The organism is Kitasatospora sp. NPDC043949 (assembly GCF_056435365.1).
In genome coordinates, this window is the sequence record NZ_JBWKEQ010000013.1 from 146,027 (window position 1) to 169,012 (window position 22,986).

Below are 22,986 nucleotides of genomic sequence, written 5' to 3' on the forward strand. Positions count from 1 at the left end.
GGATGACGGTGTTCCCCCGGCAACTCGAATGGACACTACCCATGCACTTCCACTTCGAACTGCTGCGTCTCGGGCTTCTCTGGATTCACCACCCGATGGTGATCGTGGGATGGAGGCATGCGGTGGGTGACGCTCAGGTCATGGCGATCTCAGCGAGTGCCCTCTATCGAGACATATCCGAACTCACCCCAGAATTGGGGGAGTTCATCCGCCGTGACACCTGCTACCTGCTGAGCAGGGTTGAAGTTCCCGACGATGAATACGGGGGGAATAGTCGCATTGACTGGGTGTACGCCGACTTCGGTCGAGTGCTCACCGATGACCAGCTCAAGGCCGAGGCTGAGCTGATCGCCGCGCGGATCAACACGAGGAGGCTCGTACTTGCCTGACATTCGCACCCTGCACCGGTCGGTGTCGCAGGTGAAGGGATACGAGAAGTGCCCGTACGCCTACAAGCTGGAGAGAGTTGACAAGGTGTGGGCCCGGCCGGCGGCGTGGCTCGCTCAAGGGCTGGCCGTGCACGAGGCCGCGGAGTGGTGGGAGAACACCATGAGGGCCGGCACCACGGCGGAGGCCCAGGAGCGTTTCCGGGAGTCCTACGCGGCCCACACCAACCGCATGTGCAAGAGCACGCCGAACCTTGACTACTGGTTCGCCAGCGGCCCGTACAAGGGTGAGCAGGACATCGAGCGGCGGTTCGGGATCGGCCTCGATCAGGTCGCGGGGTACGTCGAGTACTACGAGGTCCAGGCCCCGGACGAGAAGGTATGGATCACGCCTGACGACGTGCCGGCCGTCGAGCTGCGGTTCGACATGGAGTGCGACGGCGTGAAGGTGGTCGGCTACATTGACCAGCTCATCGACCACCCGCAGTACGGCGTCATCCCACGAGACATCAAGACCGGTAACGCGCCGGGCGATGACTTTCAGCTCGCGGTCTACGCCCGCGCGGTGGAGGACATGTTCGGAGCGGTCCTGCCCGACCTGGAACTGAGCCAGGGCGACTACTGGATGGGCCGGAACAAGAACCGCAAGGGGGGCCCCACCAAGCCGTACGACTTGGGGGACTGGGGCCGGCCGGAGGTGGACGAGGTGTTCAAGAAGCTCGACCAGGCGGTGAAGGCAGAGGAGTTCGAACCGAAGCCCAGCCGCGAGAACTGTTCGTTCTGTCCCGTCAGCCTCTCGTGCGAGTTCGCACGGTAGCGACGAGGGCTCTTTTTCTCGACCGCGAGGTTGACATGCAACGTAAGCCTGTAACTAAGTAACTGAGTTGGGAGGTTGGGGATGTACACCCTGAAGCAGAGCCGGCGCGTTCGCGGCTCGGCCGGCGAGCCACTGCCTACGGTGTGGCGCGGCCTGGACGACGCGGGGACCAGGTTCCTGCGGGGGCAACTCGTCCTTGTGGCGGCCGGTCCGGGAACCGGCAAGAGTGCCCTTGTCCTGGCCTACGCGCTTCAGGCCGGCGTGCCGGTGCTGTACTTCTCGGCGGACTCGGACGCCTTCGTGCAACTGGCCCGCTCCATCAGCATCCTGACGGGCCGGACCATGCGGGAGTCGATCCGTGCCGTGCGGGATGACGACATGGAAGTGATGGCCGAGCTTCCCGGCCGGCCTGTCCGGATGATCTACGACGCGAGTCCCGATCTGTCCACGATCGAGGCGAGTATCGAATCGTGGGAGGAGGTCTTCGGGGAATACCCGTGGCTCGTGGTGATCGACAACATTACCAACGTCCGTAGTTCTGGCGAGGGGAACGCGGACGACCCGTTCAAGGGGCTGGAATCCCTGATGGACTACCTTCACACGATGGCTCGCGCCACGATGGCCTGTGTCATCGGGCTGCACCACGTGACCGGCGCGTACAACGATGCCGACAAGCCGATTCCCCTGTCCGGCGTGAAGGGGCAGATCGGACGAGTTCCGGAGATGATCCTGACGCTCCACAAGATCGAGGGAATTCCCGGAGTGGAGTCCGACAAGCTGTGCGTGTCCACGGTGAAGAACCGTGGCGGTCGGGCAGACCCGAGCGGGCAGACCTTCGTGGAACTCGAATTCGACGGCGACCGCATGCGGATCGCCGATCCCGTCTGATGAAAGGTTGACATGCAACGATGGCGATAAAGTCGAAGCGGTGCGCTCGCTGCGGTGAGCGCAACTTCCGGAGCCGGGCCGCAGCGGCGGCTGTGGCGGCGCGGACCGGGGTGCGGCTGGTGCCGCACAAGTCTTGCGGTGCTTGGCACTTGGTGAGCTGGGGGAGTGGATGACGCGGGCCGGGTACCGGCAGTGCTCGAAGTGTGAGCGCAACCGCGCGGCCCGTTTCTTCGAGGGTCAGCGCGGACGGGTCTGCTCGGCCTGCCGGAAGACGACCAGGAGCAAGGCCAGCCACGAGGCCAGGGTGCGCGAGGTGTACGGGCTGGGCCCTGGCGAGTACGACAGCCTTTTCGAGGCGCAAGCAGGCGCTTGTGCAATCTGTGGCGGAACTCGCAAGCAACGCCTGTCGGTTGACCACTGTCACAAGACGGGGGCGATTCGAGGACTCCTGTGCCGGATGTGCAACGGCCGGCTGCTGACGGCCGCGCGGGACAAGCCCGAGCGGCTGCGGGCCGCCGCTGACTATCTGGAGTCGTACCCCTGTGATCGCTTCCTCGGGCGGCGCTGGTACGGCGGGGCCCCGATGAATCCAGAGGAGACATGACCAGTACCTATGACGAAGCGTTCGGTCCGGCTGTCGGCCGGCCGAGGCGCTTCGATCCGACCTGGCGACTCATGAGCGAGGAAGGTCGAGAGTTCCCGGTGACCGTGCGGAAGAAGGCGGAAGACGACGATGGCGGCGCCGATCGTGAGAGTCCTTGAGCGCTACTTCGAGGGGTGGGAGCCGCCGGCCGAGCGCAAGGGATGGGTTCCGACCCTGTGTCCATCCCATGCGGAGTCACGGCCGTCAGCGGCCGTCAACTTCGGCAAGGGAGCGGTCCGTTGTCATTCCTGCGGGTTCCGCGGTGACGTGATCAGCATCATTCGAGAACAGGAGGGCGTCAGCTTTGCCGATGCTCAGCGCCGAGCAGCGGAGCTTTCTGATGGAAGCCACCAGCCGGTACGCGACCACGCTGAAAGGCAGTCCAGCCGAAGAGTATTTGGCCAGCCGGGGGCTGGGGAGCGTTCACAGCCCCTTCCGCCTTGGCTACGTCGATGAGCCGCTTCCGGGGCACGGCCAGTACCGGGGGTGCCTGGCGATCCCGTATCTTCGGGTCGCGCCGGGAGACCGCTGGTCGGTGGTGTCGATCCGCTTTCGGCGGCTCGTCGGGGAGGGCCCCAAGTACCTCACGGTGGCGGGTGACACGCCGAGGCTCTACAACACCCGGGCTCTGCTCCAGGACGGCGACACCATCGCCATCTGTGAAGGCGAGTTGGACACGATCACGGCGCAGGCTTGTGGAGTTGACGCGGTGGGCGTTCCGGGCGCGGCGAGTTGGAAGCCGCACTTCCGGGAACCGCTGCTCGGGTACGAGTGGGTGTACATCCTGGCGGACGGCGACGATGCCGGCCGGGACTTCGCCGACCACGTGAAGGCCCAGCTCCCCAACGCCCGGGTCATCGAGATGCCGGCGGGCCAGGACGTGAACTCGCTCGTGGTCACCCAGGGCCGGCAGGCCCTCCTTTCGCGGATCGGAGGTTGACATGCAACGCAGTCGATTCGCCGAAGGCGATGTGGTGGAGGTCGTACGCCCCGGTGGCGGCCTGGCTCACATGAAGGGCCTGAAGGGCGCTGTGGCGGCCGTGCGGCCGGGCGATCACTGGGGCGTCGATGTGGACCTCGCCGAGGGCGGTCACTGCGTCTTCGGCGAGGATGAACTGAGGTTGTACGAGAGGCCGTTGAAGGCGGCCCTCGGTACCAGCAGAGAACAGGAGATCATGAGGTTGGCCTTCACGGAGGAGTGCGCGCAGCGCGCCGGCCTGGACGACCAGGACCACGACGCGGTGAACCATCCCGCGCATTACACGGCCTATGCCGGGCTCGAAATCATCGACCTGACCGAGCAGTTGAACTTCAACCGGGGTAACGCGATGAAGTATCTGGCTCGGGCGGGACTGAAGTCCGCGGTGACCGAGATTGAAGACCTGCGGAAGGCCCTCTGGTACACCGAGCGGGAGATCACCCGACTGGAGAAGGCGGGGGCCGGCCGGTGACAGCGAAGCGCTATGTGGTCGTCTCCGACCTTCAGATGCCGCTGCACGACCGACGGGCCTGGAAGGCGGTGCTCAGGTTCATCGCGGACTACAAGCCCGATGAGGTGGTGAACATCGGGGACATCAACGACTACACGTCACCTGGTCGATGGACGAAGGACACCCGGGCGGAGTACCAGGATTCCGTCTTCGAGGAGGCGGCGTTCGCCCGCAAGCACTACTGCATGGAACTGCGGAAGGTGTTCGATGGCCCCTCGGTGCTGCTCGGCTCCAACCATGGTGAGCGGCCGATGAAGTACGCCGAGAAGTACGCGCCGGCTATCGCCGACGAAGGTGTCTTCTCGGAGCGGGCGTTGCTGCGTCTCGATGACTTCGGCATCCAGTTCGTGCCGGACTTCTACCATTTCGCGCCGCGCTGGACCATGACGCATGGGCACTTGGGGAAGATCGGCCTGTCCCAGATCGCCGGGAACACAGCGCTGAACGCCGCCAAGAAGCTCGGGCGGAACATCATCATGGGGCACACTCATAGGCTTGGTGTGGGCTCTCACACGACCGGCGTGGACGGCATGTCGGTGACCCTGACCGGCATGGAGGTGGGCAACCTCATGGACCGGCGTAAGGCCAAGTACCTCGCCGGGTACTCCGGTAACTGGCAGCAGGGCTTCGGCCTGGTGGACGTGAACCATGAGCACGTCCAGGTGACTCCCGTCCGGATCGGGCGTGGTCAGTTCATCGTGGACGGCGCTGTCTACCGCCTTTAGGTTGACATGCAACGTAGTGGCTGAGAGGATCGGAATGCAGGACGGCGAGATCACTGCGGAGCAGTGGAAGGGCCTTCAGGAGAAGGCGCGGCGGGCGTCGATGATCGTCGCCCGAAGCTGGGGTGCCGCTGTCGATGCCGGGGACATCGAACAGGAAGTACTCCTGAAGATGGTGGAGTCTCCGGGATTCGTCAGGAAGTCGCTGGAGAACGGCGAAGCTTCGACTGGCCGACTGGTCCGCATGATGGCGGACCAGTGCGCTTCGAAGTTGATGTACGAGTATCGGCGGTTCGCCTTCCAGCACTACTACTCGACGTGGGATGTTCGGAGACTCCTGGAACGGGGTCTCCTGGAAGGCCCCGAGGCTGACAGTCTGCTGGACGCTCAGATCGGGGTGCTGGTCACGGGGCGGAAGTCGAAGAGCGACTTCGCCGAGCGGGTCACGCATGACGACAAGATCGACCTGGATTACGGTATGGGCCGCCTGAGGGACAGTTACCGTCAGGTCATCCTCGACCGGTACGTCCTGGACGTGGAGATCCCGCACCGCAAGACCTTGAGTCGGGCGATCGAATCCCTGGCCAAGCACATGAACACGAGCCGAGCGCGAGCGGAAATCAGCTACGAGGGTGCCGGCAGTCGGGCGCCTCTGGACGGCGCTGCGGCCCGCCACGCAACCGATTCGAACTACTGAAAGGATGGGAATGCACTTCCCGAGTCAGACGGGCCAGGATGTCTACGAGCGGACGTACTCCCGGAAGAAGCCGGACGGCAGCCGCGAGGAGTGGCCCGAGACCGTTGCTCGCGTCGTGGACGGGAACCTGAGCCTCAACACCGCTCACCTGCTGGAAGGTGAGCGTGAGCGCCTGGCCGAGATGATGACCTCGTTCAAGGTGCTGCCCGCTGGCCGGCACCTGTGGGCGTCCGGCGTGAAGGGTCGCCAGTACCTCTTCAACTGTCATGTCTCCGGCTGGAGTTCGACGCCCGCGGAGCACTTCGACTTCCTGTTCCTCAGGCTCATGGAAGGCGGAGGCGTCGGCGCGAACTACTCGAACCGCCTCCTCGACGGCTACGGCCTGGTCCAGCGTGAGCACGAGGTTCACATCGTCTGCGACCCGGCACACCAGGACTTCGAGGAGATGCGGGCCGCCGGCCTGATCTCGGACGCCTACGATCCCGACTGGGACGGTGCCTTCGAGGTGGAGGACAGTCGGGAAGGTTGGTCGGCCGCCCTGGTCGATCTGCTCAGCACGTACTACTCGGCCGACGTGCAGCACCGCAACCGCGTCTATGACGTGTCCCGGGTGCGGGCGGCCGGCGCCCGGCTGAAGACGTTCGGCGGTACGGCCTCCGGGCCCGCGCCGCTGGCGCGGATGCTGCGGGAGGTACAGGCCGTCATGAACGAGGTGGCCGGCCGGCCGTTCGCCAAGATGCTCGGCCTGGACGCGATGGCGATTGACCACGCCATCGCCGAATGCGTCGTCTCGGGCGGTGTACGCCGCTCGGCCCGCATGGCGATCATGCGATGGGATGACCAGCAGATCGGCGACTTCCTCACCTGCAAGCAGGACTTCACCCGGCACTGGACGACGAACATCTCAGTAGAGGTGGACAACCGGTTCTTCCGGGCCGTCAACGAGGGCGACCAGGGTGCGGCCTCGATCCTGCACAGGATCACCGAGGGGATGATCACCAACGGTGAGCCGGGCATCTGGAACTCGGACTACGCCAACCAGGGTGAACCGAACCCGGTGATCGCCACGAACCCCTGCGGAGAAATCTGCCTGGAGGCGTGGGAGAACTGCAACCTGGGGCACGTCAATCTGTCCGCGTTCGTGGACCAGGCCGGCCACCTCGACAAGGCCGGGCTGATGGTCGCGCACCGTCTGATGACCCGCTTCCTGATCAGGGCGACCTACGGGGACGTGAACGACTCCAAGCAGGCCGCGACGCTGGCCCGCAATCGCCGGATCGGCGTCGGTCATCTCGGTCTGGCCGGCATGCTTGCCAAGATGGGCATCCGCTACTCGGATGCCCCGCGTCATCCAGAGGTCATCGCGCTTCTGGAGGACATGGCGGCGGTGGTCGAAGAGGAAGCGGACTGCTACAGCCACGATCTTCGGATTCCGAGGCCGGTCAAGACGCGCACCGTGGCGCCGACCGGGACCATTGCCAAGATGCCCGGGGTGAGCGAGGGAATCCACGCGATCTTCGCGCCGTACTTCCTGCGGCGCATCCGGTTCTCGACGGTGGATGAGGACCAGGCCAAGCAGCTGGCCGAGTACCGGCGGCTCGGCTTCCACGTGGAGCCGTGCCAGTACGCCCAGAACACGGCTGTGGTCACCATCCCCACGAAGGACAGTCTCTTGGCCGAGGTGGAGCAGATCCACGGCCAGGAGGCCGCGCAGGTCATCGTGCAGTCCGCATCGGACCTGACGCCGGCCGAGATGCTGAGCGTGCAGCTCCTCTATCAGGAGCACTGGGCGGACAATGCCGTGTCCTACACGGTGAACGTCCAGCCCGAGCGGTACACCACGCAGCAACTCGCGGACTTGATCAGGGAGTTCGGCCCCGTCCTGAAGGGGACGACGGTGTTCCCCGAGACGAGCCGACCGCAGAGCCCGTACGAGCGGATCACTCAGGAGCAGTACGAGCAGGCCGCCGTGCGGGCGGTGGCCGATGGCGTCGATGAGGAGTGCAGCAGTGGAGCATGCCCCGTGCGATAGGAGCGACCGCGGATTTCCCTGGCTCGCGGACTGCGAGATCTGCACCGCCCGGGAGATCCCTGAGGAAGACATGACGCCCGTCGATGCCGGCGGCGTCGAAGCCCTGGCGTGCGCGAGGTGCACGCCGAACCACGAACCCATCTGAGGACCCCATGACCTACGACCCGTTCGCCGACGACAACACCACCACCGACCCCTTCGGCACCGCCACCGAGCAGGCCGACACCACCATCAAGGAGACCAGCGTGACCACCACCAGCCCCGAGCGCGGCGAGACCGGCGTCAGTATCACCCTGAAGGGCGGCAGCGGCTATGACGCGCCGTGGATCGTCCTGCGGGGCGCGAACCTGCGTGACGCCCACGAGCAGATGGCCGACAAGGAGGCCCTGAAGGCCCTGGTGGACGACGTGGCCAAGGTCGGATCGTACTTCGCCTCGACCGGCGCCCAGAAGGCCGGCCAGGCCGCCAGCGGCGGCGGTAGCGAGCCGTCCGCCCAGCAGCCGGCGCGGCCGTCGAACGTGCCCGCGCACTACGTCTTCAAGTCGGGCGTCTCGAAGAAGACCGGCAAGGCGTACCGGATGTGGACCGACCCGAACGACCGCGACGCGAAGCCGATCTTCGAGAACTGACCCTCGCCAGCCCTCTGGGTTGACATGCAACGTGGCGGCCGGCTCCGGCCGGCCCCCCGTCCCGTCCAGCTGACAAGGAGCACCCCATGCAGGTTCACTTCATCGCCTCGACCGTCCTCAATGACGACTTCGAAGAGCTGTGCGAACGGCTCGGCTACGACCCAACCCCGAAGGATGCATGGGGACTTGAGGATGGTGGGACCACCGCGGAGCGGCTGACGGAGTTCGCCGGCCGCGCCTGCTACAAGTCGTGGGACCGGCCGAACCCGGCCACGGCCCACGTGGACGGCTACATGTCCAACATCATCGACCAGGGCCACTTCTCGGTGATGGAGCATGCGAGCGCGACGTTCTACGTCCAGGGCGTCAGCCGTTCCCTGCTGGCCGAGCTCACTCGGCACAGGCACCTGTCCTTCTCGGTGGAGTCGCAGCGCTTCGTGGACTACAGCCAGACCCGGCCCGTGATCCCGCCGGCCGTCGCCGAGGTGCCCGGCCTGGCCGAGAAGGTCATCGAGCCCCTGTACGAGGAGCTGACCGGCGAGTACACCACCCTGGTCAAGATCCTGACCGATCGGGGCCTGAAGCGGAAGCAGGCCCGCGAGGCGGCCCGCGCGGTCCTGCCGAACTGCGCGCCTGTCGATCTCGTGGTGACCGGCAACCTGCGGGCCTGGCGAGACGTGATCGGCAAGCGGTACCACATCGCCGCAGACGCCGAGATCACCCAGTTCGCAGCCGAGATCCTGACGTGGCTGCGAGCCCTGGCCCCGTCCTGCTTCCAGGACATCCCGCACCGGCCCACCGGCGAGGACTACGACTTCGCGGAGCTGACGAAGTGAAGTGCACCTGGTGCCTCGACGGCTACGCCGAGATGCCCGCTGACTGCCTGAACTGCGGACGGCGCACGGTGCCGGCCAACTACGCGCCCGAGTTCGACGGGCCGCTGTACCTCGACAAGAAGACCCTGGCCCGCCTGCGGGAGGAGAAGAGCAAGTGAAGAAGATCCGCGTGACGGCCGTCATGGAGTACTGGGCGGACGCCGAGCACTACCCCGGGTGCTCGACGGCCCGAGAGATGGCCGAGTTCGACGCCCGGCACAACCCCTTCGCTGAGATGCCGGAGGAGTACGTTCCCGATCTGGTGAGCGTCCGCTTCGAGGCGATCACGGAGGCCGCCGATGTCTGACGACTTCGACAAGGTGTTCCGCGAGCTGGCCGATCAGATGGACCAGGCCGCCAACAGCGTCATCCGCGATGAGGTCGGCAAGGGCCTGGGTCTGGCCAGCGGCCTGTACCGGCAGATCGCCGACTCATCGGCCGGCCTCTACGCCCACGCCCGCACCGGCCTGCCGGAAGACCTGGCGGCGCACCTGGTGTGCGCGTTCATCGACAACGCCACCTCGGGCGGTGCGGAGTGAACGAGGCTCTGGTGCACGTGCTCATCGCCACGAACCTACTGCTCGACCTGCTTCTGATCATCGGCCTGTGCTTCGGCCAGAAGGGAACCAAGAAGTGATCTTCCGTTCGTCCAACCGCCTGTTGCGCCAGGAACTCACTCAGGCCAAGGTCCGCCTGCGGGCAGCCCAGCGTGACGCCGAGCTGCTGCGCGCGGAGCTTCAGACCCGCACCAACCGCAAGAAGCTGAGCCGCGAGGACGCCGAGCGCATCCGCCTGGCCTACGACTCCGACGGCTACACACAGAAGGAACTCGCCGAGCTGTACGGCGTGAACCCCGCGACCATCAGCCGCATCATCCGCCGCAAGTACTACGCATGATCAACGCACGCCCAAGGGTTGACATGCAACGTGACAGGGGGCTGGTCGGTGCGTAGCTGGTGCTATCGGATGGCCGGCCAGCCGGTCACCATGCATCGAGTAGAACGGCCGGAAGACCTGGATGCCTTCCGTGAGTTCATCCGACGCAATCAGCGCGGCCTCGGATTCGATCTCGAAACGACCGGACTGGAGATCTTCCAACCGGACTACCGGGTGCGCCTCGCCCAGTTCGGCAATGCTGAAGAGTCCTGGATTCTGCCGGTCGAAGAGAGCGAGCAGTTCCAAGCCGAGACGGTTTCCGCACTCGGGCACCTCGGGAAGGTGTTCATGAACAACGGGACCTTCGACTTCCTGTCCATGGATCAGGCATGGGGAGTCAAAGCCGAGACGATGTTCCCGAAGCTCGTGGACAATCGCATTCTCGGGCATCTCGTTGACTCTCGGGGTGTGAAGGACGGATTCGGGCACAGCCTGGAGTTCATGACTGGACGCTATCTCTGCAAGGAGACCGCGGAACGGGTCAAAGGCTCCATGGGTGCTCTCGCGAAGGCATACCGGACCACGAAGGCGAAGATCTGGCGGATTGTGGATCTCCAAGATCCCGTCTTCAATCTCTATGCCGGAATGGACCCCGTTCTCTCCTACCGCCTGGCGATGAAGATCGGCCCGATGGTCCCGGCGTCGAGCCACCGGCTCATCCCTTACGAACACAAACTCGCTGAGGTATGCGCCTACATGGCGCGGACCGGATACCTCCTCGACGGTGATTACACGAAGACTGAGGCGATGCGCCTGCGGGCGCAAGAAGACTTCTGGAAGGCCAAGGCCCTCTTCTTCGGACTGGAGAACATCAACGCCCCGAGGCAGGTGGCCGAGGCGCTGATCGGGCGCGGGATCAAGATCAAGGACCGTACCCCGTCGGGGGACTACAAGGTCGATAAGGTCCTTCTGGGCGCTCATCGGCGTGACCCTCTGGTTGAGGCGATCATCGAAGGGAAGCGGGCCGGCAAGTGGGCCAAGACCTGGTTCGAAACGTTCCTGGAGACCGCCGATCCTGACGGGCGGTGCCACGCGTCGATCAACAGCATGGGTGCCCGCAGCGCCCGGATGAGTGTCACGGGCATCCCGGCCCAGACGCTTCCCAGTGGCGATCCGTACGTGCGGAACTGCTTCGTCGCGGACGAAGGCCATGTCACGGCCGCCGTGGACTACAAGGCCCAGGAACTTCGTGTCGCTGCGGCGCTCAGCCAGGACCCGGTGATGATGCGGGCCTTCCTCGAAGGCGCGGACCTTCACCAGATCACGGCAGACGGTGCCCAAGTCTCCCGAGGCATCGGCAAGATGACCAACTTCCTGTCCGCCTATGGCGGCGGGGCGAAGGCCCTAGTCGAACAGAGCGGGCTTCCGCTCAGGGAGGCCGCAGGGGTCATCAAGGCGTTCTGGAAGACCTATCCGGGGCTCCACAAGTACAACGACATGCTCTCGAAGAAGGCGACCAGGTACGGCCACGTAGAGACGCCGGTCGGCCGGCGGCTTGTGGTCGATGAGGACCGCCCGTACTCCGCCCTGAACTACATGATCCAAAGCACCAGCCGGGACGTGACCGGCTCGGCGCTCATCCGGCTCCACGAGGCCGGATACACGCCCTTCATGCGCTTGCCCGTGCACGACGAGTGCGTGTTCTCCTTCCCGGCCGGCCAGGCGCAGGAGATGGGAGCGGAGGCCGCCCGCATCATGCGCCAGCAGATGAAGGGTGTGCTCATCGACACCGACCTAGAGGTTGCCGGCCGGTCCTGGGGCAGCAAGTACGAGACGAAGGAAGCCTGATGACCGAGTGCACCACCCGCTATCTCCTGTTCACCTCCGACACCTGCACGCCGTGCGACAGGGCCAAGCCCGTCGTCCACCAGGCCGCCGAGGAACGCGGGCTCCTGGTCCAGGAGATCAACCTTCAGAAGGCCCCGGAACTGTTCTCCGAGTACAACGTGCGAGGGGTGCCGGCCCTGCTCGCGTTCGACCTGGACGCCGAGATCGGCCGGCGGATCGGCAGTCTCGACGCCAAGGCCGTCCGCGCCCTCTTCGACCAGGCCGAGGCCCTGTGAGCGGCCGGCCGACCTGGGACCTGTACTTCCATACCATCGCGGGGGCCGTGGCCCTGCGCGGCGACTGCATCCGCAGCCAGGTCGGTGCCGTCCTGGTGTCGCCAGACAAGCGGATCGTCTCGACCGGCTACAACGGATCTCCGCCCGGTGAGCCTTCGTGTCACGAAGGGCAATGCCCGCGATGCCTCTCCGATGCGCCCTCAGGATCGTCGTACGACGGGTGCGTTGAGATCCATGCCGAGGCGAATGCCCTGCTCTACGCGAACCGGGCCGATTGCGTCGGCGCAACCCTCTACGTCACCCGGGAACCCTGCGGCGCCTGTTCGAAGATGATCCGGGCAGCGGGGATTGAAACGGTTCGGTGGCCCTATCGACCGGACGACAGGTTGACATGCAACGGGGCTGTGAGTAAGGTCGAAGACATCGAGAGCGCGCCGGTCTCGAAGGAAGAAGACGGTGCGATCTCGCACCGCGAAGCCTACGAACTCGGCCGGGGAATCCAGGCCCGCCGGTACCGAACCGGCGGCATCTAGCAGTCTCGCGAAGCATTCTTTCCACGTTCCAGGCATCCATTGGGATGCTCGGCGTTACCATTCACAGCATGGAAGACGAAGGAGTAAGCATCATGAAGGTTGTCCAGGTTGTGACCCTCGACGTGAACGGCACCACCTACAAGGGTGAGGTGGAGGACCCGAAGGTCATCAAGGACCTTCAGGCCAAGAGCGAGGCGTTCGAGAAGGCCCTTCAGGCGCTCACGGAGGCCATCGAGTCCGCCGACCTGGAAGAGGCCCGGCCGCAGCAGGCTGCCAGCCAGCAGGCCCGCAGCACCTCCGGCCGGGCCTCCGGCCGGCAGGCCACGAGCGGCAGCGGTCGCACCCCGGAGGAGAACGAGGCCATCCGCACGTGGGCCAAGGCGAACGGCTACGAGGTGAAGGCGCAGGGCCGGGTGCCCCGCAACGTCATCGAGGCGTACGAGGCCGCGCAGAGCAACTGACCTGACTACCGCTTCGGGGGCCTCCGAGGAGGCCCCCTTCGTCATCCATGGGGAGAGACATGAACGACTGGTCCGTGTGGGGCGACAGCTCCGAGCCGATCGACACGAAGCTGACTGAGGACCAGGCCCGCGCCATGGTCGCGGACTACCACGAGACCGGCCGGCCGGAGGTCTACGCAGAGAACGAGCGAGGAGACGTGATCGAGTAGTGCGCTACCGCATCGAGTTCGCCCCCGCTTCCCACTCGCACTGTCCGCTCAAGGACGGGTACGTGGACGGCATCCATGAAGCCGAGCTGCATGCCTCGATCGCCTTCCTGGTCGACACCATCGCCAACCGCATGATCGACCCGGCCGACTTCCGCGAGACCTATCACGGCATGCTGGCGGAGTTCGTCCCCGGTGTCATCGCGCGGGCCCGAGATGGCAAGGCCGTCCTGGCGGAGTTCGCCGGCATGCCGACCGGCGGCGATCTGCAAATGATCATCACTGGCTCAACTGCCATCGCGAATAGATAGTAAGTATACGCAAGACCCCCTGTCGGCATGGCCTGACAGGGGGTCTTCGTGTTCATCGACGGGTCACCGGTGTAGCTACTCTGTTGCTAGGCCACGGCAGAAGCGGGCCCTGTCATCGCAGGGAAAGGCCGGACTCGGCGGCCCAGGCCGCGAGGTCTTCCGGACCGCCCCCGTCGGCCGCGATGCGAAGGGCCTGGCGGTACACCTTGGGCCAGGGGGCGGGGTCGGCCGGCGCCGAGCCGAAGGTCATCCCTCGGCCGTCCGTGGTGATGCTCTCCGTGACATGCCCAACCTGGAAGACGGTGCCGTGCTGGACGCCGCCAGTGATCGTGTTCGTAACGTGGTTCATGGGATGATCATGACAGTGCTTCGGCATCCTGTCCGGAAGATGCCGAAGATCACCGCCGGCCTGACTGGTGGGGCCATCAGGTCCCGCTCGTGGGCAAGCTGCTCAGAGCTGACACGTCACCAGCCCGTACCTACGTGGGCTTCTCTGATCTGACGAGTTCGCAACTCAGGACCTCGGAAGTTGCCCGTGGAAGCCATTCCTTCACGTAGTCACGCCACTCCTGTCGCGCTTCCTCTTCGCTCTCCCGCCACGGGGTGTAAACACTCTTCACCTCCCTCTTGCCGTTGATCGTCAGAGAGATGGTCAGGAGATAGGTGTTCTTCTTCTTGTCGGTCATCGATCTTCTCCGCGCTTTGTGCTCATGTCCCGTAGAGCAGTTCCATCCGCCTGACCTCGATGAGGTCTCCCAAAGGAACACCGGTCATCTCGGAGTTCTCCGCCAGCAGGCCGGCCGCGAGCATCGACAGTGCGCGCAGCAGCTCGGCCATCGCGGTCTGCGGCGTCACGCCGTGTTGATTCGAGAGCTGCGTCAGCTCAGCGATCATCTGGTTCCCTGTCAGCTCATCACCCTCAGCACGAGGCACCCCGGAATCCGGGCGTGCCACCTGAAAGACGGCCGCAAGAGTCAGGGCGGTGTTGCTGGCGCTGAGCTGAATCAGGTAGTCGGGGCTCTGATTCATGCCTCCGCCTGTGCGAGGACGCTGGGGCCGGAGAACTCCGAGGCGAGCGCATCCATGATCAGCTCATCGCACACCGCGCCGCGCCAGTAGCCGGCCTGGCGCATCGCGCCGACGTGCTGGAAGCCGGCCTTCTCGTAGACGTGGACGGCGGCCTTGTTGGGCGCGAGGACCTTGAGCCAGACGGACCGGAGATTGGCGACGTGGAACCCGAAGTCCAGCGTCAGCCGAGTAGCTGGGGTGGCGAGGCCCTTGCCACGCGCCTCGGGCGCGATGACGAGGATGTATTCGCCGGTGCGGGCGTAGTTGTCGGGCTGGAGCGTGGTCATGCCGGCGGGCACCGGGTTCTCGGCGTCCGTGAGGTCGTAGACCGTGAACCTGATGTTCCTGCCGGCGAGCTGCTGCTGAAGTCCCTGGGTCCGGCTCGGCAGGGACTCGGGAACCGGGCGGCCGTACCCGATGAGGGAACTCGGGTTCTCCTCCCAGCGCCAGTACTCCTCAGCGAGGTCGGATCGAAGGGGGCCGAGCCCGCAGGTGCCAGCGGACATCCAGATGATCTGTTCAACGGACATGATGTGCTCCGGGGATGCTGAGAGTCGCTGTGTACAAGTGAACTGACGTGGACTCGGCGACGGGTGTGCCGTCAACGGTCTCGATCCAGGCGTGCAACCGTATCGGGTCGGGCGCGACCCCGTGACGCCAAACCGCGGCCTTGCCTGCCACGCGGAGCAGCAGCATCGAGGCCGCAGACTCCTCCAGACAGTTGGTCCGTCCGGGCGAGTACCAGCCCGCGCTTCGTACAGCGTGGACGGCCTGTTCGGCTTCGCTGACGGTTGCCGGCCTTCTGCGCCCCGTCGTGCTGGCGGAGTGAACCAGCTTGAGGACGCGACCCATCGCCTCGTGCTCCGGGCCTGCGGCCTTCACGGTGTGGACCACGGACAGGGCGGCAGCCGCAGTCAGCGTCCGGGTACGCGGGACGGGCGCCGGGGGAGTCAGCCCGGCCCGGAACTCGTCGCTGCCCCAGCTTGCCTTCGGTGCCTCCACCGCGCGGACGTTCCGCGACGTCTGAGGCCGGTCGGTCTCCAGCAGCAAGCCCGACGCCAGCAGCGACTTCAGCAGCGGCTCCGGGAGGTGCCTGGCGTTTCCGAACTCCGCCGCGTGACGGAGAGCTGCGCCAGCCGACGCGGGGAGCGTGCTGACCTGGCCGTTGAGGTAGTTCACCAGGACAACGGCGTGCCCGAAGTCAATCCCACGGACATGGCGGGGCATGTTCACGAACGAAGGTGAGTCAGCCACGGTCGTCCACTCCCTCAACCCATTGCGGCGCCGGTTCGCGGTCAAGCGCGATCAGCCACGCCTCGACGGCAAGCGTCCGGTCCAGAATGCCCATCGGCACGGGCATGCCCATCGCGGCCTGCTTCAGCGTCCGGCGCAGGGCCCGGGGCTCGACCAGGCCGAGAGCGGAGAGGAACCCGTCCGCCAGGCAGAGCAGCGTATCCAGGTTCTCCCGTCGGCCGGTATAGAAGTCGGCATTGAACGAGCCCTTCGTACTGCGGGCTGCGAGCGGGGCCGGCAGTAGGTCACGCATCGCCCGTACCAGGTGCGGCTTGTAGGCGTACACAGGTGGCCGGGCTTCGAGTGGGACGCGCAGAACGGTGTCGATCACGCTGGCGTCGAGGAACGGGTTCCGGAGTCGGATGCCGATGTCCTCCGCAAGTACGGCATCCGCCTGCGCCGTTCGGGCCACCTCGCGAATCTCATCAATGACCGTGCGGACCCCGGCATCGAGTCCCAACAAGGGGTCCGGGGCTGCGGCCACCCGTTCAATCTCACCTCGCAGATGCGGCAGGGTCTCGGTGCCGGCCCAGGCTGGGAGCTGCACGCGCGGGAACCAGTGAACGGTGCCGGTCGTCGAGGACGAGCCCTGAACGATCTGTTCGGCGAGCACGGACAGCACGTCTGCCCGGGAGAGCCTGGCCGTGGCGAGAGCCTGCCTGAGGATGTTCGAGAGCGGCAGATGCCTCAGCCGGGCCCAGCCTGCTGCCTGGTGGAAGGCCGCCCGGAACTGCTGGTGTCGAACCAGGTCGGCGATGTGGACCGGCGGCTGCGAGCAGACGCTATCCCCGCCATCACCGGTCAGATGAAGCTTGGTGTCGAACCGCTCGGCCATCCATTCCAACTGCCGGAGCAGCCCGGCCCAGGCCAGGGTGGACGGTGCCGGCTCATCGGCGGCGGGCACGCTGGTGATCCCGCTGTAGGGCAGGTGCTCGCGTTGCGTCGGTAGAAGGTGGTGCTCGATCCTGCCCGGCATCGAGTCCGCAACGAGCCTGGCGAACCGGAGGTCGGCCCCGGACTCGTCCCCTTCGGGGTGGACTGTCACAGCGGGCGTACACACGTTCTCGGGTGCTTGGCGGGCCGCCAGGAGAGTGACGGACGATGAGTCGAGGCCGCCCGACAGGTCGGTGCTGAACGGGCCGTCGCCCAGGCCCAGGCTCACAGCCTTCTCAAGCTCGACCCGGAGGCGCCCGGCCGGCGCGGGGTCGAAGTCCGGCTGTGGCAGCCAGAGATTCGTGATCTGGGGGGCGGTGCCCGGAGCGAGTCGGATTCGGGCACCCGGCGGCAACTGCTCGACCCCCGAGAAGTACGTCCGGCCCGCAACGAGTGCCGGGAGCAGCGGCGTGAACACGGCAGTCACGAGCCGCCGAGTATCGACCGGGGCCCGGCTGAGTCCTGCGAGGAGCCGCGCCGATGACGACCAGGCCCACCCCGCACCGAACTGGGTGACATAGACCGGTTGCGCGGCGGCCGGGTCGGTGTAGATCACAGTCTCGTGCTCGGCCTCGTTTACCACCATGTAGGCCCCCGGCCAGCGCCAGGCCAGATCGGCCGGCAGGGGTCCGGCGCCCAACGCCTTCAGATCCGCCGGCCGTGCGCCGCTCGGCCCGAGGACGAACAGCCGCCAGGCCGGGCGACGGTCCGCCACGTAGAGCTGAGTTGGTGTCATGCCGTCTTTCCACACGCTCGACTGCGGATGCAGCCGTGTCGCTCCCAACGGGTGTGGCGTGCCCGTTGCGGAGCTGCTGAAGCCCCCGAAAGCCATGGTGACCCTCCCCTTGGCAATTGCAATGGCAGAACGCGGAGCGGTGCGGCCCCGAAGGGCCGCACCGCAGGAGGAGGAGGATCAGCTGGTGTAGGTGTAGACGAACCGCTTGCCCTCGCCGCCGTCGGAGAGGCCGCCCATGGTGAGGGCCGCCGCGTCGCCGATCACGGCCGGGGCCATCTCGTCGTCCTCGTCGGTGGTGATGATGGTCTCGTTCATTTCTCGGTTCCTTCCTGCTGGGTGGTGCAACGACCCATCCGGGGGATTTCCCGGTGGGGCCCGGCCTGGCGGACTTCCCCATCCGAACCAGGTCGGGAGCTGTGGGGTCAGCGCAGGGGGCGGCGCTGACCGTGAATTTCCGCGTACACGCACTTCCCCAGGGGGCGGAGATCAAGGCCCCACCGCTTGGAGAGTCCGTCTACGAGTAGGAGGCCACGCCCGCGCGCTGGCACCCTGTCCGGGTTGGCCGGCAGGCCGGCCTTGATCAGAAGGGGCGGGTAACGCGACCCGTCCTCGACGGAGATCCGCACCGCGGACTCGCCGATCTGCTCAACGGCCAGGGTGATGACGCGCCGACACCCCGTCTGTATGGCGTTGGTCATCAGCTCGCTGGTGACCAGGACAGTGGTCTCGACTAGGTCGGCCAAGTCCCAGCGGCGGAGCGTGTCTTTGACCAGCTCTCTGGCGAGGCCGGCGGACTCGTCCTTGTAGGCGAAGGACTTGCTGACCTTGCCCGGCGGCTGGGCGTCCACCGGGGACTGAACCGGAGGCTCGGCGACGACCGTCACGAGGTACCGACCTCCATCTGTTTCAGCCCCTCCAGGAGCCTTTCCAGGTCTGGGTGCGACAGAGCCGGCGTCTGGTTGGCCCCTCGCAGTTCGGCGATCCGCTCGGGGGAGAGCTCGGCTTCCAGGACCTTCCCGGGAGTCCTGCGGGCGAGGGGTGCCGGCGGGGGCTCTGCGTCGGTCGGGCTGGGGCCGGTCGGGAGCCGGAGCCCCTGAATCTGCTGCTCGATCTCCTCCAACATCGCTCGATCGAACCGCAGTTCCAGGACGGGCGGAGGACGTTCCCCGGTGGGGTCGGGGATGATGCCGCTGATCGTCAGCCGGATGGGAAGCTCAGGCTGTCCGAGGTGCTGCAACTGCTCGGGGGATAAAGCCTCGATGTAGATCCGGCTGCCCTGCCGAAGGGGCGTGCTGTCCATCGGCACAGGCTGTATCGACGTGGTTCCCGTCGCCGGACTCATCTTTCTCTTTCCCCCTGAGAGTGACGCAGACGACCTTGTTTCCCGCGCTGATGTTGCGGTCGGTGTGCCAGCTCGCGGCCAGCGCCTCGATCAGCTCGAAGCCACGGCCGCCGAGGTCGTCGGGGCCGGCGGCGCGGGGCTTTGGAAGCTTCAAGGAGCCGTCCTCCACCTCGATCCACATCGGCCGCCCTTCCAGGGCCACGAAGGTGACCTTGAACGGCGTCCCGGCGTGACGGGCCGCGTTCGTGGCCAGCTCGCTGGCGAGAATCACCGGAGTGTCCGGGTCGATGCCGACTTCAAGACAGCACTTCTCGATGAACCTGCGGACCGCCCGAACCGAGGTGGTGACAGGTTCGAACTTCGCCGCTCGAATCAAGACGACATACGGACTCACGTGAACGTGAGTGATCAGCTCTTGCACAGCTCCTCCACAGATAGGCCGGAGGGAGCCATGCGCCAATGCGGACGCACTACACTCCGCAGGTGGCTCGTAGCGGTTGGTGCGAAACTGAGTCTCCTAGTACTGGCCGCTGGTACGCAAGCCCTTCGTGATGACCCGTCAAACTTCACTCCTCCGGGGCATGCTCTCGGCTGTGCGCGCTACTCTCACATCAGTAACATCTATGCTGAGTGGAGGAGCGGAGCGTGACGAAGCCGCAAGCGTCCCGCGCTATGGTCAGCGTCGGCCGGCGACTGAAGGCGCTTCGCCTGGCCGTACGCCCTCGCCTGACCCAGGGCGCGGTTGGCGATGCCATCGGCAAGAGTCAGGCGCTGGTCTCGCTGATGGAGATGGGTGGGCAACTACCCGACGACCAGCAGCTGATGACGATGCTCGACCTGTACAAGGTTCCGGAAGCCATCCAGGTTGATGTGCTTGCTGAGATCAGGGAAGCGAGGGCATCTCAGGCGGTCTGGTGGGACGAGTACCTTTCCGACCTGCCGCGCAACCTCGTTCGCTTGATCGAGCATGAGGACACCGCGAGCAAGGTCAGCATCTCGACGGGCGGGTTGATCCCGTGGGCCTTCCAGACCCGGCTGTACATGGAAGCCGTGGATGAGTTCCACATGGGAGAGCGAGGTGTCGAGCGCACGGCGGCGCAGCACACCGTGCGGCTTCGGCGGCAGCAGATCTTCCTCCGGCCTGAGAACCCAGCAGTCCTGGATGCGCTGTGTGCGGAGGCGGCCATCCGTGCACATGTCGGCGGGCGCAAGGTGATGAAGGCTCAGCTCGATCACCTGGCTGAGGTCGCGCAGAAGCCGAACGTCTCGCTGAGGATCATCCCGTACGAGGCGGGCGCGGCTGCCGCTACTCAGCTGAACTTGACCGTCATGGACTACCGGACCCCGGGTGATCCGGGGCTGGCGACCATGGATACCGGCACTGGCGTGACAATCCTGGACGACGCGAAGGAAGTGCGGTCACGTCGGCGAAGGTTTGACTACCTGGCCGGGAAGGCGTTGACTCCGCATGACTCGCTGGTACTGATCGAGACCGTTAGCAAGGAACTGTGATGGAGAAGCAAGACCTGTACGCAATGACCCCGCCGAAGTCCGAGCGCTTCAAATCGGAGGTAAGCGAGGCTGAAGGGTCGTGCGTGGAGTTCGCCGCCCTGCGCGACAGCGCCGGTAACTTGCTCGGGGTCTACGTTGGCGACAGCCAGAACCAGGACCTCATTGGGAGTCGCTTCACGGCACGTGAGATCCGTGCCATGGCTCTCGGCATCCAGGGCATCTGCGCCAAGCTGGGTATCGAGCTGTAGCCGCCGCAGGTTGGTCGCGGAGCCGCCCCGGAGCCTTTGAGGCTCCGGGGCGGTTGTCGTCTGTCAGAGGGCGCCGGCGGGCTCTGGCGGCCAGTCATAGGCCACCGTGACAGGGGCGTGGTCGCTCCACCGTTCCGCGTGGGTGGCGGCCTTCTCGGTCTTGGCCCACACGGTTTTGCCTGCGATCCCAGGCGTTGTAAAATGTGCGTCAATCCGCCAGCCGGAGTCGTTGTCGAAGGCGCGGCCGCGGTAGGACCACCAGGAGTAGGGGCCGGTGCGGTCGGGGTGGAGGGTGCGGACGACGTCGACGTAGCCGGCTTCGTCGTAGACGCGGGAGAGCCAGGCGCGTTCTTCGGGGAGGAAGCCGGCGGACTTCTGGTTGGCCTTCCAGTTCTTGAGGTCTTCGGGGCGGTGGGCGATGTTCCAGTCGCCGCAGACGACGACCTCGCGGCCGTCGGCGGCGGCGCGGGTGCGGAGGGCGGTGAGGTGGACGAGGAATTCCGCCATGAAGCGTTCCTTCTCGTCCTGGCGTTCGGTGCCGACCTCGCCGGAGGGGAGGTAGAGGCTGGCGACGGTCAGCCCCGGCAGGTCGATCTCGACGTACCTGCCCGTGTTGTCGAACTCCTCGGACCCGAATCCGATGACGGTCCGCTGCGGCTCCTGGCGGGACAGGACGGCGACGCCGGCCCGGCCCTTGGCGACGGAGGGGGCCCAGACCGCGTGCCAGCCGTCGAGGTCGCGCAGTTCGACGGGCAGTTGCTCCGGCTCGGAGCGCACCTCCTGGAGGCAGACCACGTCCGCCTCGGTGCCGGCCAGCCACTCGACGAAGCCCTTCTTGGCCGCCGCCCGGATTCCGTTCACGTTCACACTCGTCACCACGATCACCCGGGCAGCCTACCGAGTGCCGGGGCCTGCGCCGAAGCGTGACGCGCGCCGCCGCGGGATGACGTGAACGCGGCATGAATGTGTGCGACAGTCGCACCAAGCCGCGCCATTGGTCTTGACCATCTCCGGACGATGCCCCTAGGGTCGCTTACTGCAAAGACCTTTAATAAAGAAGGACGGATAAAAGCCCGCTCTCCCACCTGCCGCATCCGCGGACAGCGGGCCCGGGATCCGCCCTCCTTACCGCAGGGTGGACGAAGCAGGGTGGAGGACACGGTGGGGACGACTGGACAGCTTTCGGCGGTGCCGGAACCGAAGTACTGGCACCTGCGCACGGTGCTGCTGCGGGCCATCGACTCGGAGTTCTCCACCGGCCAGGTCCTGCCCAACGAGCGCGAGCTCTCCGCCCGCTTCGGGGTCGCCCGGGCGACCCTGCGGCAGGCCCTCGACCAGCTGGAGCTGGAGGGTCGCCTGGTGCGTCGCCGGGGGATCGGCACCCTGATCGCCGCCCCGCGGGTCGGCGTCCCGGTCAACCGGCAGGAGGAGGGCTGGCCCGGCGTCGGCCGCAGCCACGCCTGGCGGACGGTCGACTGCACCACCGCCCCCGCCCCGGCGCAGCTGGCCAAGGGCCTCGGCATCGCCGAGGGCGCCACCGTGCACACGGTCCGCCGGGTTCGCCTGGTGGAGGGCCGGGCGGTGGCCACCGAGTCGCTGCACGTGCCGGCCGCCGCGTTGCCGCACCTGCCCGGCTTCCGGGCCGAGAGCGACCGGGCCCGCTCGGTGCTGCGCCAGCTGGAGCGGCTGGAGGTGGACGGCGAGTCCCGCGCGGTCGAGCTGGGTGTCGCCGAGGCCGACGAGGCCGCCCTGCTGGAGCGCCCGCCCGGTTCGCCGGTGCTGGTGATGACCACCCAGTACGCGTCGGCCGGCCGCCTGGTGGCGCTCGCCGTCGCCACCTACCGGGCCGACACCTGCAAGCTGACCTTCGGCTCGACCGGGCTGGTCGAGGTCACCCCGGTCGGCGCTGCGGCCGAGGTCCGCACCGCCTCCTGAACCACTTTTCCGACACCCTCAGACCGAGGCCCGAACGCCCAACTGGCGTCCGGGCCTCGGCCGTTGTGTGGGCGGAGTGGTCCGGGCGGAGCTGGGTCCGGATCGCTGCCCGGGCGGAGCTGAGTCCGGACCGCCGCCCGGGGGGGGGCCCGGGGTGGGGGGGCTCCCTTTTTCCCGGAGGGTGGGGAAGGAGGATCAGGGGGTCAGATCTTCGCCCACGCGTCGGTGAG

General features: G+C 66.3%; 36 protein-coding genes and 1 pseudogene. 26 read left to right on the plus strand and 11 right to left on the minus strand.

The window, feature by feature from the left end; all coding sequences use genetic code 11:
* Positions 1 to 41 precede the first annotated feature (41 nt).
* The 23 genes and pseudogenes from AC07AL_RS13890 to AC07AL_RS14000 all read left to right on the plus strand — a co-directional run bounded on the left by AC07AL_RS13890 (position 42) and on the right by AC07AL_RS14000 (position 13,689).
* Complete coding sequence (locus AC07AL_RS13890) at positions 42 to 389, plus strand: hypothetical protein (RefSeq protein ID WP_478317512.1); 348 nt, start codon at positions 42 to 44, stop codon at positions 387 to 389.
* Positions 382 to 1,203 (plus strand): RecB family exonuclease, encoded by an 822-nt coding sequence (locus AC07AL_RS13895; RefSeq protein ID WP_478317513.1) that lies wholly within the window; start codon positions 382 to 384, stop codon positions 1,201 to 1,203. The genes AC07AL_RS13890 and AC07AL_RS13895 overlap by 8 nt, the downstream gene beginning before the upstream one ends.
* Positions 1,204 to 1,284: 81 nt before the next feature.
* Positions 1,285 to 2,091 (plus strand): AAA family ATPase, encoded by an 807-nt coding sequence (locus tag AC07AL_RS13900; RefSeq protein WP_478317514.1) that lies wholly within the window; start codon positions 1,285 to 1,287, stop codon positions 2,089 to 2,091.
* Between the two features lie 169 nt (positions 2,092 to 2,260).
* A complete protein-coding gene (locus AC07AL_RS13905) occupies positions 2,261 to 2,695 on the plus strand; it encodes an endonuclease VII domain-containing protein (protein WP_478317549.1) in 435 nt (144 codons plus the stop codon).
* On the plus strand, positions 2,692 to 2,853 hold the full coding sequence (locus tag AC07AL_RS13910; protein ID WP_478317515.1) for a hypothetical protein: 162 nt from the start codon (positions 2,692 to 2,694) through the stop codon (positions 2,851 to 2,853). The genes AC07AL_RS13905 and AC07AL_RS13910 overlap by 4 nt, the downstream gene beginning before the upstream one ends.
* Positions 2,825 to 3,010, plus strand: a pseudogene (locus AC07AL_RS13915) (CHC2 zinc finger domain-containing protein); the annotation flags it as partial. The gene AC07AL_RS13910 and the pseudogene AC07AL_RS13915, both read left to right, overlap by 29 nt.
* Before the next feature lie 34 nt (positions 3,011 to 3,044).
* Complete coding sequence (locus tag AC07AL_RS13920) at positions 3,045 to 3,674, plus strand: toprim domain-containing protein (RefSeq protein WP_478317516.1); 630 nt, start codon at positions 3,045 to 3,047, stop codon at positions 3,672 to 3,674.
* A 1-nt stretch (position 3,675) separates the two neighbouring features.
* Complete coding sequence (locus tag AC07AL_RS13925; RefSeq protein WP_478317517.1) at positions 3,676 to 4,185, plus strand: DUF3310 domain-containing protein; 510 nt, start codon at positions 3,676 to 3,678, stop codon at positions 4,183 to 4,185.
* Positions 4,182 to 4,949, plus strand: coding sequence for a hypothetical protein (locus tag AC07AL_RS13930; protein ID WP_478317518.1), 768 nt, complete (start codon positions 4,182 to 4,184; stop codon positions 4,947 to 4,949). Before AC07AL_RS13925 ends, AC07AL_RS13930 begins: the two co-directional genes overlap by 4 nt.
* A 34-nt stretch (positions 4,950 to 4,983) precedes the next feature.
* Positions 4,984 to 5,643, plus strand: a complete 660-nt coding sequence (locus tag AC07AL_RS13935; RefSeq protein WP_478317519.1) for a hypothetical protein — start codon at positions 4,984 to 4,986, stop codon at positions 5,641 to 5,643.
* Positions 5,644 to 5,653: 10 nt separating this feature from the next.
* On the plus strand, positions 5,654 to 7,675 hold the full coding sequence (gene nrdJ, locus AC07AL_RS13940; protein WP_478317520.1) for a ribonucleoside-triphosphate reductase, adenosylcobalamin-dependent: 2,022 nt from the start codon (positions 5,654 to 5,656) through the stop codon (positions 7,673 to 7,675).
* A 152-nt stretch (positions 7,676 to 7,827) separates the two neighbouring features.
* Positions 7,828 to 8,304: a hypothetical protein gene (locus tag AC07AL_RS13945; RefSeq protein ID WP_478317521.1), complete on the plus strand. Its 477-nt coding sequence runs from the start codon at positions 7,828 to 7,830 to the stop codon at positions 8,302 to 8,304.
* An 86-nt stretch (positions 8,305 to 8,390) separates the two neighbouring features.
* Complete coding sequence (thyX, locus tag AC07AL_RS13950; protein WP_478317522.1) at positions 8,391 to 9,140, plus strand: FAD-dependent thymidylate synthase; 750 nt, start codon at positions 8,391 to 8,393, stop codon at positions 9,138 to 9,140.
* Positions 9,137 to 9,298, plus strand: coding sequence for a hypothetical protein (locus AC07AL_RS13955; RefSeq protein WP_478317523.1), 162 nt, complete (start codon positions 9,137 to 9,139; stop codon positions 9,296 to 9,298). Before thyX ends, AC07AL_RS13955 begins: the two co-directional genes overlap by 4 nt.
* Complete coding sequence (locus AC07AL_RS13960) at positions 9,295 to 9,486, plus strand: hypothetical protein (protein ID WP_478317525.1); 192 nt, start codon at positions 9,295 to 9,297, stop codon at positions 9,484 to 9,486. Before AC07AL_RS13955 ends, AC07AL_RS13960 begins: the two co-directional genes overlap by 4 nt.
* Positions 9,479 to 9,718, plus strand: coding sequence for a hypothetical protein (locus tag AC07AL_RS13965; protein WP_478317526.1), 240 nt, complete (start codon positions 9,479 to 9,481; stop codon positions 9,716 to 9,718). The genes AC07AL_RS13960 and AC07AL_RS13965 overlap by 8 nt, the downstream gene beginning before the upstream one ends.
* Before the next feature lie 94 nt (positions 9,719 to 9,812).
* Positions 9,813 to 10,076, plus strand: coding sequence for a helix-turn-helix domain-containing protein (locus AC07AL_RS13970; RefSeq protein WP_478317527.1), 264 nt, complete (start codon positions 9,813 to 9,815; stop codon positions 10,074 to 10,076).
* A 69-nt stretch (positions 10,077 to 10,145) separates the two neighbouring features.
* Complete coding sequence (locus tag AC07AL_RS13975) at positions 10,146 to 11,903, plus strand: DNA polymerase (RefSeq protein ID WP_478317528.1); 1,758 nt, start codon at positions 10,146 to 10,148, stop codon at positions 11,901 to 11,903.
* A complete protein-coding gene (locus tag AC07AL_RS13980) occupies positions 11,903 to 12,178 on the plus strand; it encodes a thioredoxin family protein (protein ID WP_478317529.1) in 276 nt (91 codons plus the stop codon). Before AC07AL_RS13975 ends, AC07AL_RS13980 begins: the two co-directional genes overlap by 1 nt.
* On the plus strand, positions 12,175 to 12,711 hold the full coding sequence (locus AC07AL_RS13985; RefSeq protein WP_478317530.1) for a deoxycytidylate deaminase: 537 nt from the start codon (positions 12,175 to 12,177) through the stop codon (positions 12,709 to 12,711). Before AC07AL_RS13980 ends, AC07AL_RS13985 begins: the two co-directional genes overlap by 4 nt.
* A gap of 92 nt (positions 12,712 to 12,803) precedes the next feature.
* Positions 12,804 to 13,172, plus strand: a complete 369-nt coding sequence (locus AC07AL_RS13990) for an Lsr2 family DNA-binding protein (RefSeq protein ID WP_478317531.1) — start codon at positions 12,804 to 12,806, stop codon at positions 13,170 to 13,172.
* 59 nt (positions 13,173 to 13,231) lie between these two features.
* Entirely contained in the window at positions 13,232 to 13,381 is a 150-nt protein-coding gene (locus AC07AL_RS13995) for a hypothetical protein (protein WP_478317532.1), read from the plus strand.
* Positions 13,382 to 13,443: 62 nt separating this feature from the next.
* Positions 13,444 to 13,689 (plus strand): hypothetical protein, encoded by a 246-nt coding sequence (locus AC07AL_RS14000; RefSeq protein WP_478317533.1) that lies wholly within the window; start codon positions 13,444 to 13,446, stop codon positions 13,687 to 13,689.
* 112 nt (positions 13,690 to 13,801) lie between these two features.
* On the opposite strand, the gene AC07AL_RS14005 is transcribed toward AC07AL_RS14000, so the two are convergent.
* The 10 genes from AC07AL_RS14005 to AC07AL_RS14050 form a co-directional block, all read right to left on the minus strand.
* Positions 13,802 to 14,038 carry a hypothetical protein gene (locus AC07AL_RS14005; protein ID WP_478317534.1) on the minus strand — a complete coding sequence of 79 codons (237 nt, stop codon included), beginning with the start codon at positions 14,036 to 14,038 and terminating at the stop codon, positions 13,802 to 13,804.
* 130 nt (positions 14,039 to 14,168) lie between these two features.
* Complete coding sequence (locus tag AC07AL_RS14010; protein WP_478317535.1) at positions 14,169 to 14,375, minus strand: hypothetical protein; 207 nt, start codon at positions 14,373 to 14,375, stop codon at positions 14,169 to 14,171.
* A 22-nt stretch (positions 14,376 to 14,397) separates the two neighbouring features.
* Complete coding sequence (locus AC07AL_RS14015; protein WP_478317536.1) at positions 14,398 to 14,718, minus strand: hypothetical protein; 321 nt, start codon at positions 14,716 to 14,718, stop codon at positions 14,398 to 14,400.
* Positions 14,715 to 15,287, minus strand: a complete 573-nt coding sequence (locus AC07AL_RS14020) for a GNAT family N-acetyltransferase (RefSeq protein ID WP_478317537.1) — start codon at positions 15,285 to 15,287, stop codon at positions 14,715 to 14,717. Before AC07AL_RS14020 ends, AC07AL_RS14015 begins: the two co-directional genes overlap by 4 nt.
* Positions 15,277 to 16,011: a lasso peptide biosynthesis B2 protein gene (locus AC07AL_RS14025; RefSeq protein WP_478317538.1), complete on the minus strand. Its 735-nt coding sequence runs from the start codon at positions 16,009 to 16,011 to the stop codon at positions 15,277 to 15,279. The genes AC07AL_RS14020 and AC07AL_RS14025 overlap by 11 nt, the downstream gene beginning before the upstream one ends.
* The gene (locus AC07AL_RS14030) at positions 16,004 to 17,815 is read right to left on the minus strand and encodes an albusnodin/ikarugamycin family macrolactam cyclase (RefSeq protein ID WP_478317539.1); all 1,812 of its coding nucleotides are present in this window, start codon (positions 17,813 to 17,815) and stop codon (positions 16,004 to 16,006) included. The genes AC07AL_RS14025 and AC07AL_RS14030 overlap by 8 nt, the downstream gene beginning before the upstream one ends.
* Before the next feature lie 81 nt (positions 17,816 to 17,896).
* A complete protein-coding gene (locus tag AC07AL_RS14035) occupies positions 17,897 to 18,034 on the minus strand; it encodes a hypothetical protein (protein WP_478317540.1) in 138 nt (45 codons plus the stop codon).
* 107 nt (positions 18,035 to 18,141) lie between these two features.
* Positions 18,142 to 18,603 (minus strand): ATP-binding protein, encoded by a 462-nt coding sequence (locus tag AC07AL_RS14040; RefSeq protein WP_478317541.1) that lies wholly within the window; start codon positions 18,601 to 18,603, stop codon positions 18,142 to 18,144.
* Complete coding sequence (locus AC07AL_RS14045) at positions 18,600 to 19,019, minus strand: hypothetical protein (protein WP_478317542.1); 420 nt, start codon at positions 19,017 to 19,019, stop codon at positions 18,600 to 18,602. Before AC07AL_RS14045 ends, AC07AL_RS14040 begins: the two co-directional genes overlap by 4 nt.
* On the minus strand, positions 18,934 to 19,482 hold the full coding sequence (locus AC07AL_RS14050) for an ATP-binding protein (RefSeq protein WP_478317543.1): 549 nt from the start codon (positions 19,480 to 19,482) through the stop codon (positions 18,934 to 18,936). Before AC07AL_RS14050 ends, AC07AL_RS14045 begins: the two co-directional genes overlap by 86 nt.
* Before the next feature lie 224 nt (positions 19,483 to 19,706).
* Here AC07AL_RS14050 and AC07AL_RS14055 point away from each other — a divergent pair, with 224 nt between their 5' ends.
* Positions 19,707 to 20,573: a helix-turn-helix domain-containing protein gene (locus AC07AL_RS14055; RefSeq protein ID WP_478317544.1), complete on the plus strand. Its 867-nt coding sequence runs from the start codon at positions 19,707 to 19,709 to the stop codon at positions 20,571 to 20,573.
* Positions 20,573 to 20,821 carry a DUF397 domain-containing protein gene (locus tag AC07AL_RS14060; protein ID WP_478317545.1) on the plus strand — a complete coding sequence of 83 codons (249 nt, stop codon included), beginning with the start codon at positions 20,573 to 20,575 and terminating at the stop codon, positions 20,819 to 20,821. Before AC07AL_RS14055 ends, AC07AL_RS14060 begins: the two co-directional genes overlap by 1 nt.
* 63 nt (positions 20,822 to 20,884) lie before the next feature.
* Here the strand turns inward: AC07AL_RS14060 and AC07AL_RS14065 are convergent, their stop codons facing one another.
* Positions 20,885 to 21,706 carry an exodeoxyribonuclease III gene (locus tag AC07AL_RS14065; RefSeq protein WP_478317546.1) on the minus strand — a complete coding sequence of 274 codons (822 nt, stop codon included), beginning with the start codon at positions 21,704 to 21,706 and terminating at the stop codon, positions 20,885 to 20,887.
* A 276-nt stretch (positions 21,707 to 21,982) separates the two neighbouring features.
* On the opposite strand from AC07AL_RS14065, the gene AC07AL_RS14070 reads away from it, so the two are divergent.
* Entirely contained in the window at positions 21,983 to 22,756 is a 774-nt protein-coding gene (locus tag AC07AL_RS14070) for a GntR family transcriptional regulator (protein WP_363586693.1), read from the plus strand.
* The last annotated feature ends 230 nt before the right edge of the window (positions 22,757 to 22,986 follow it).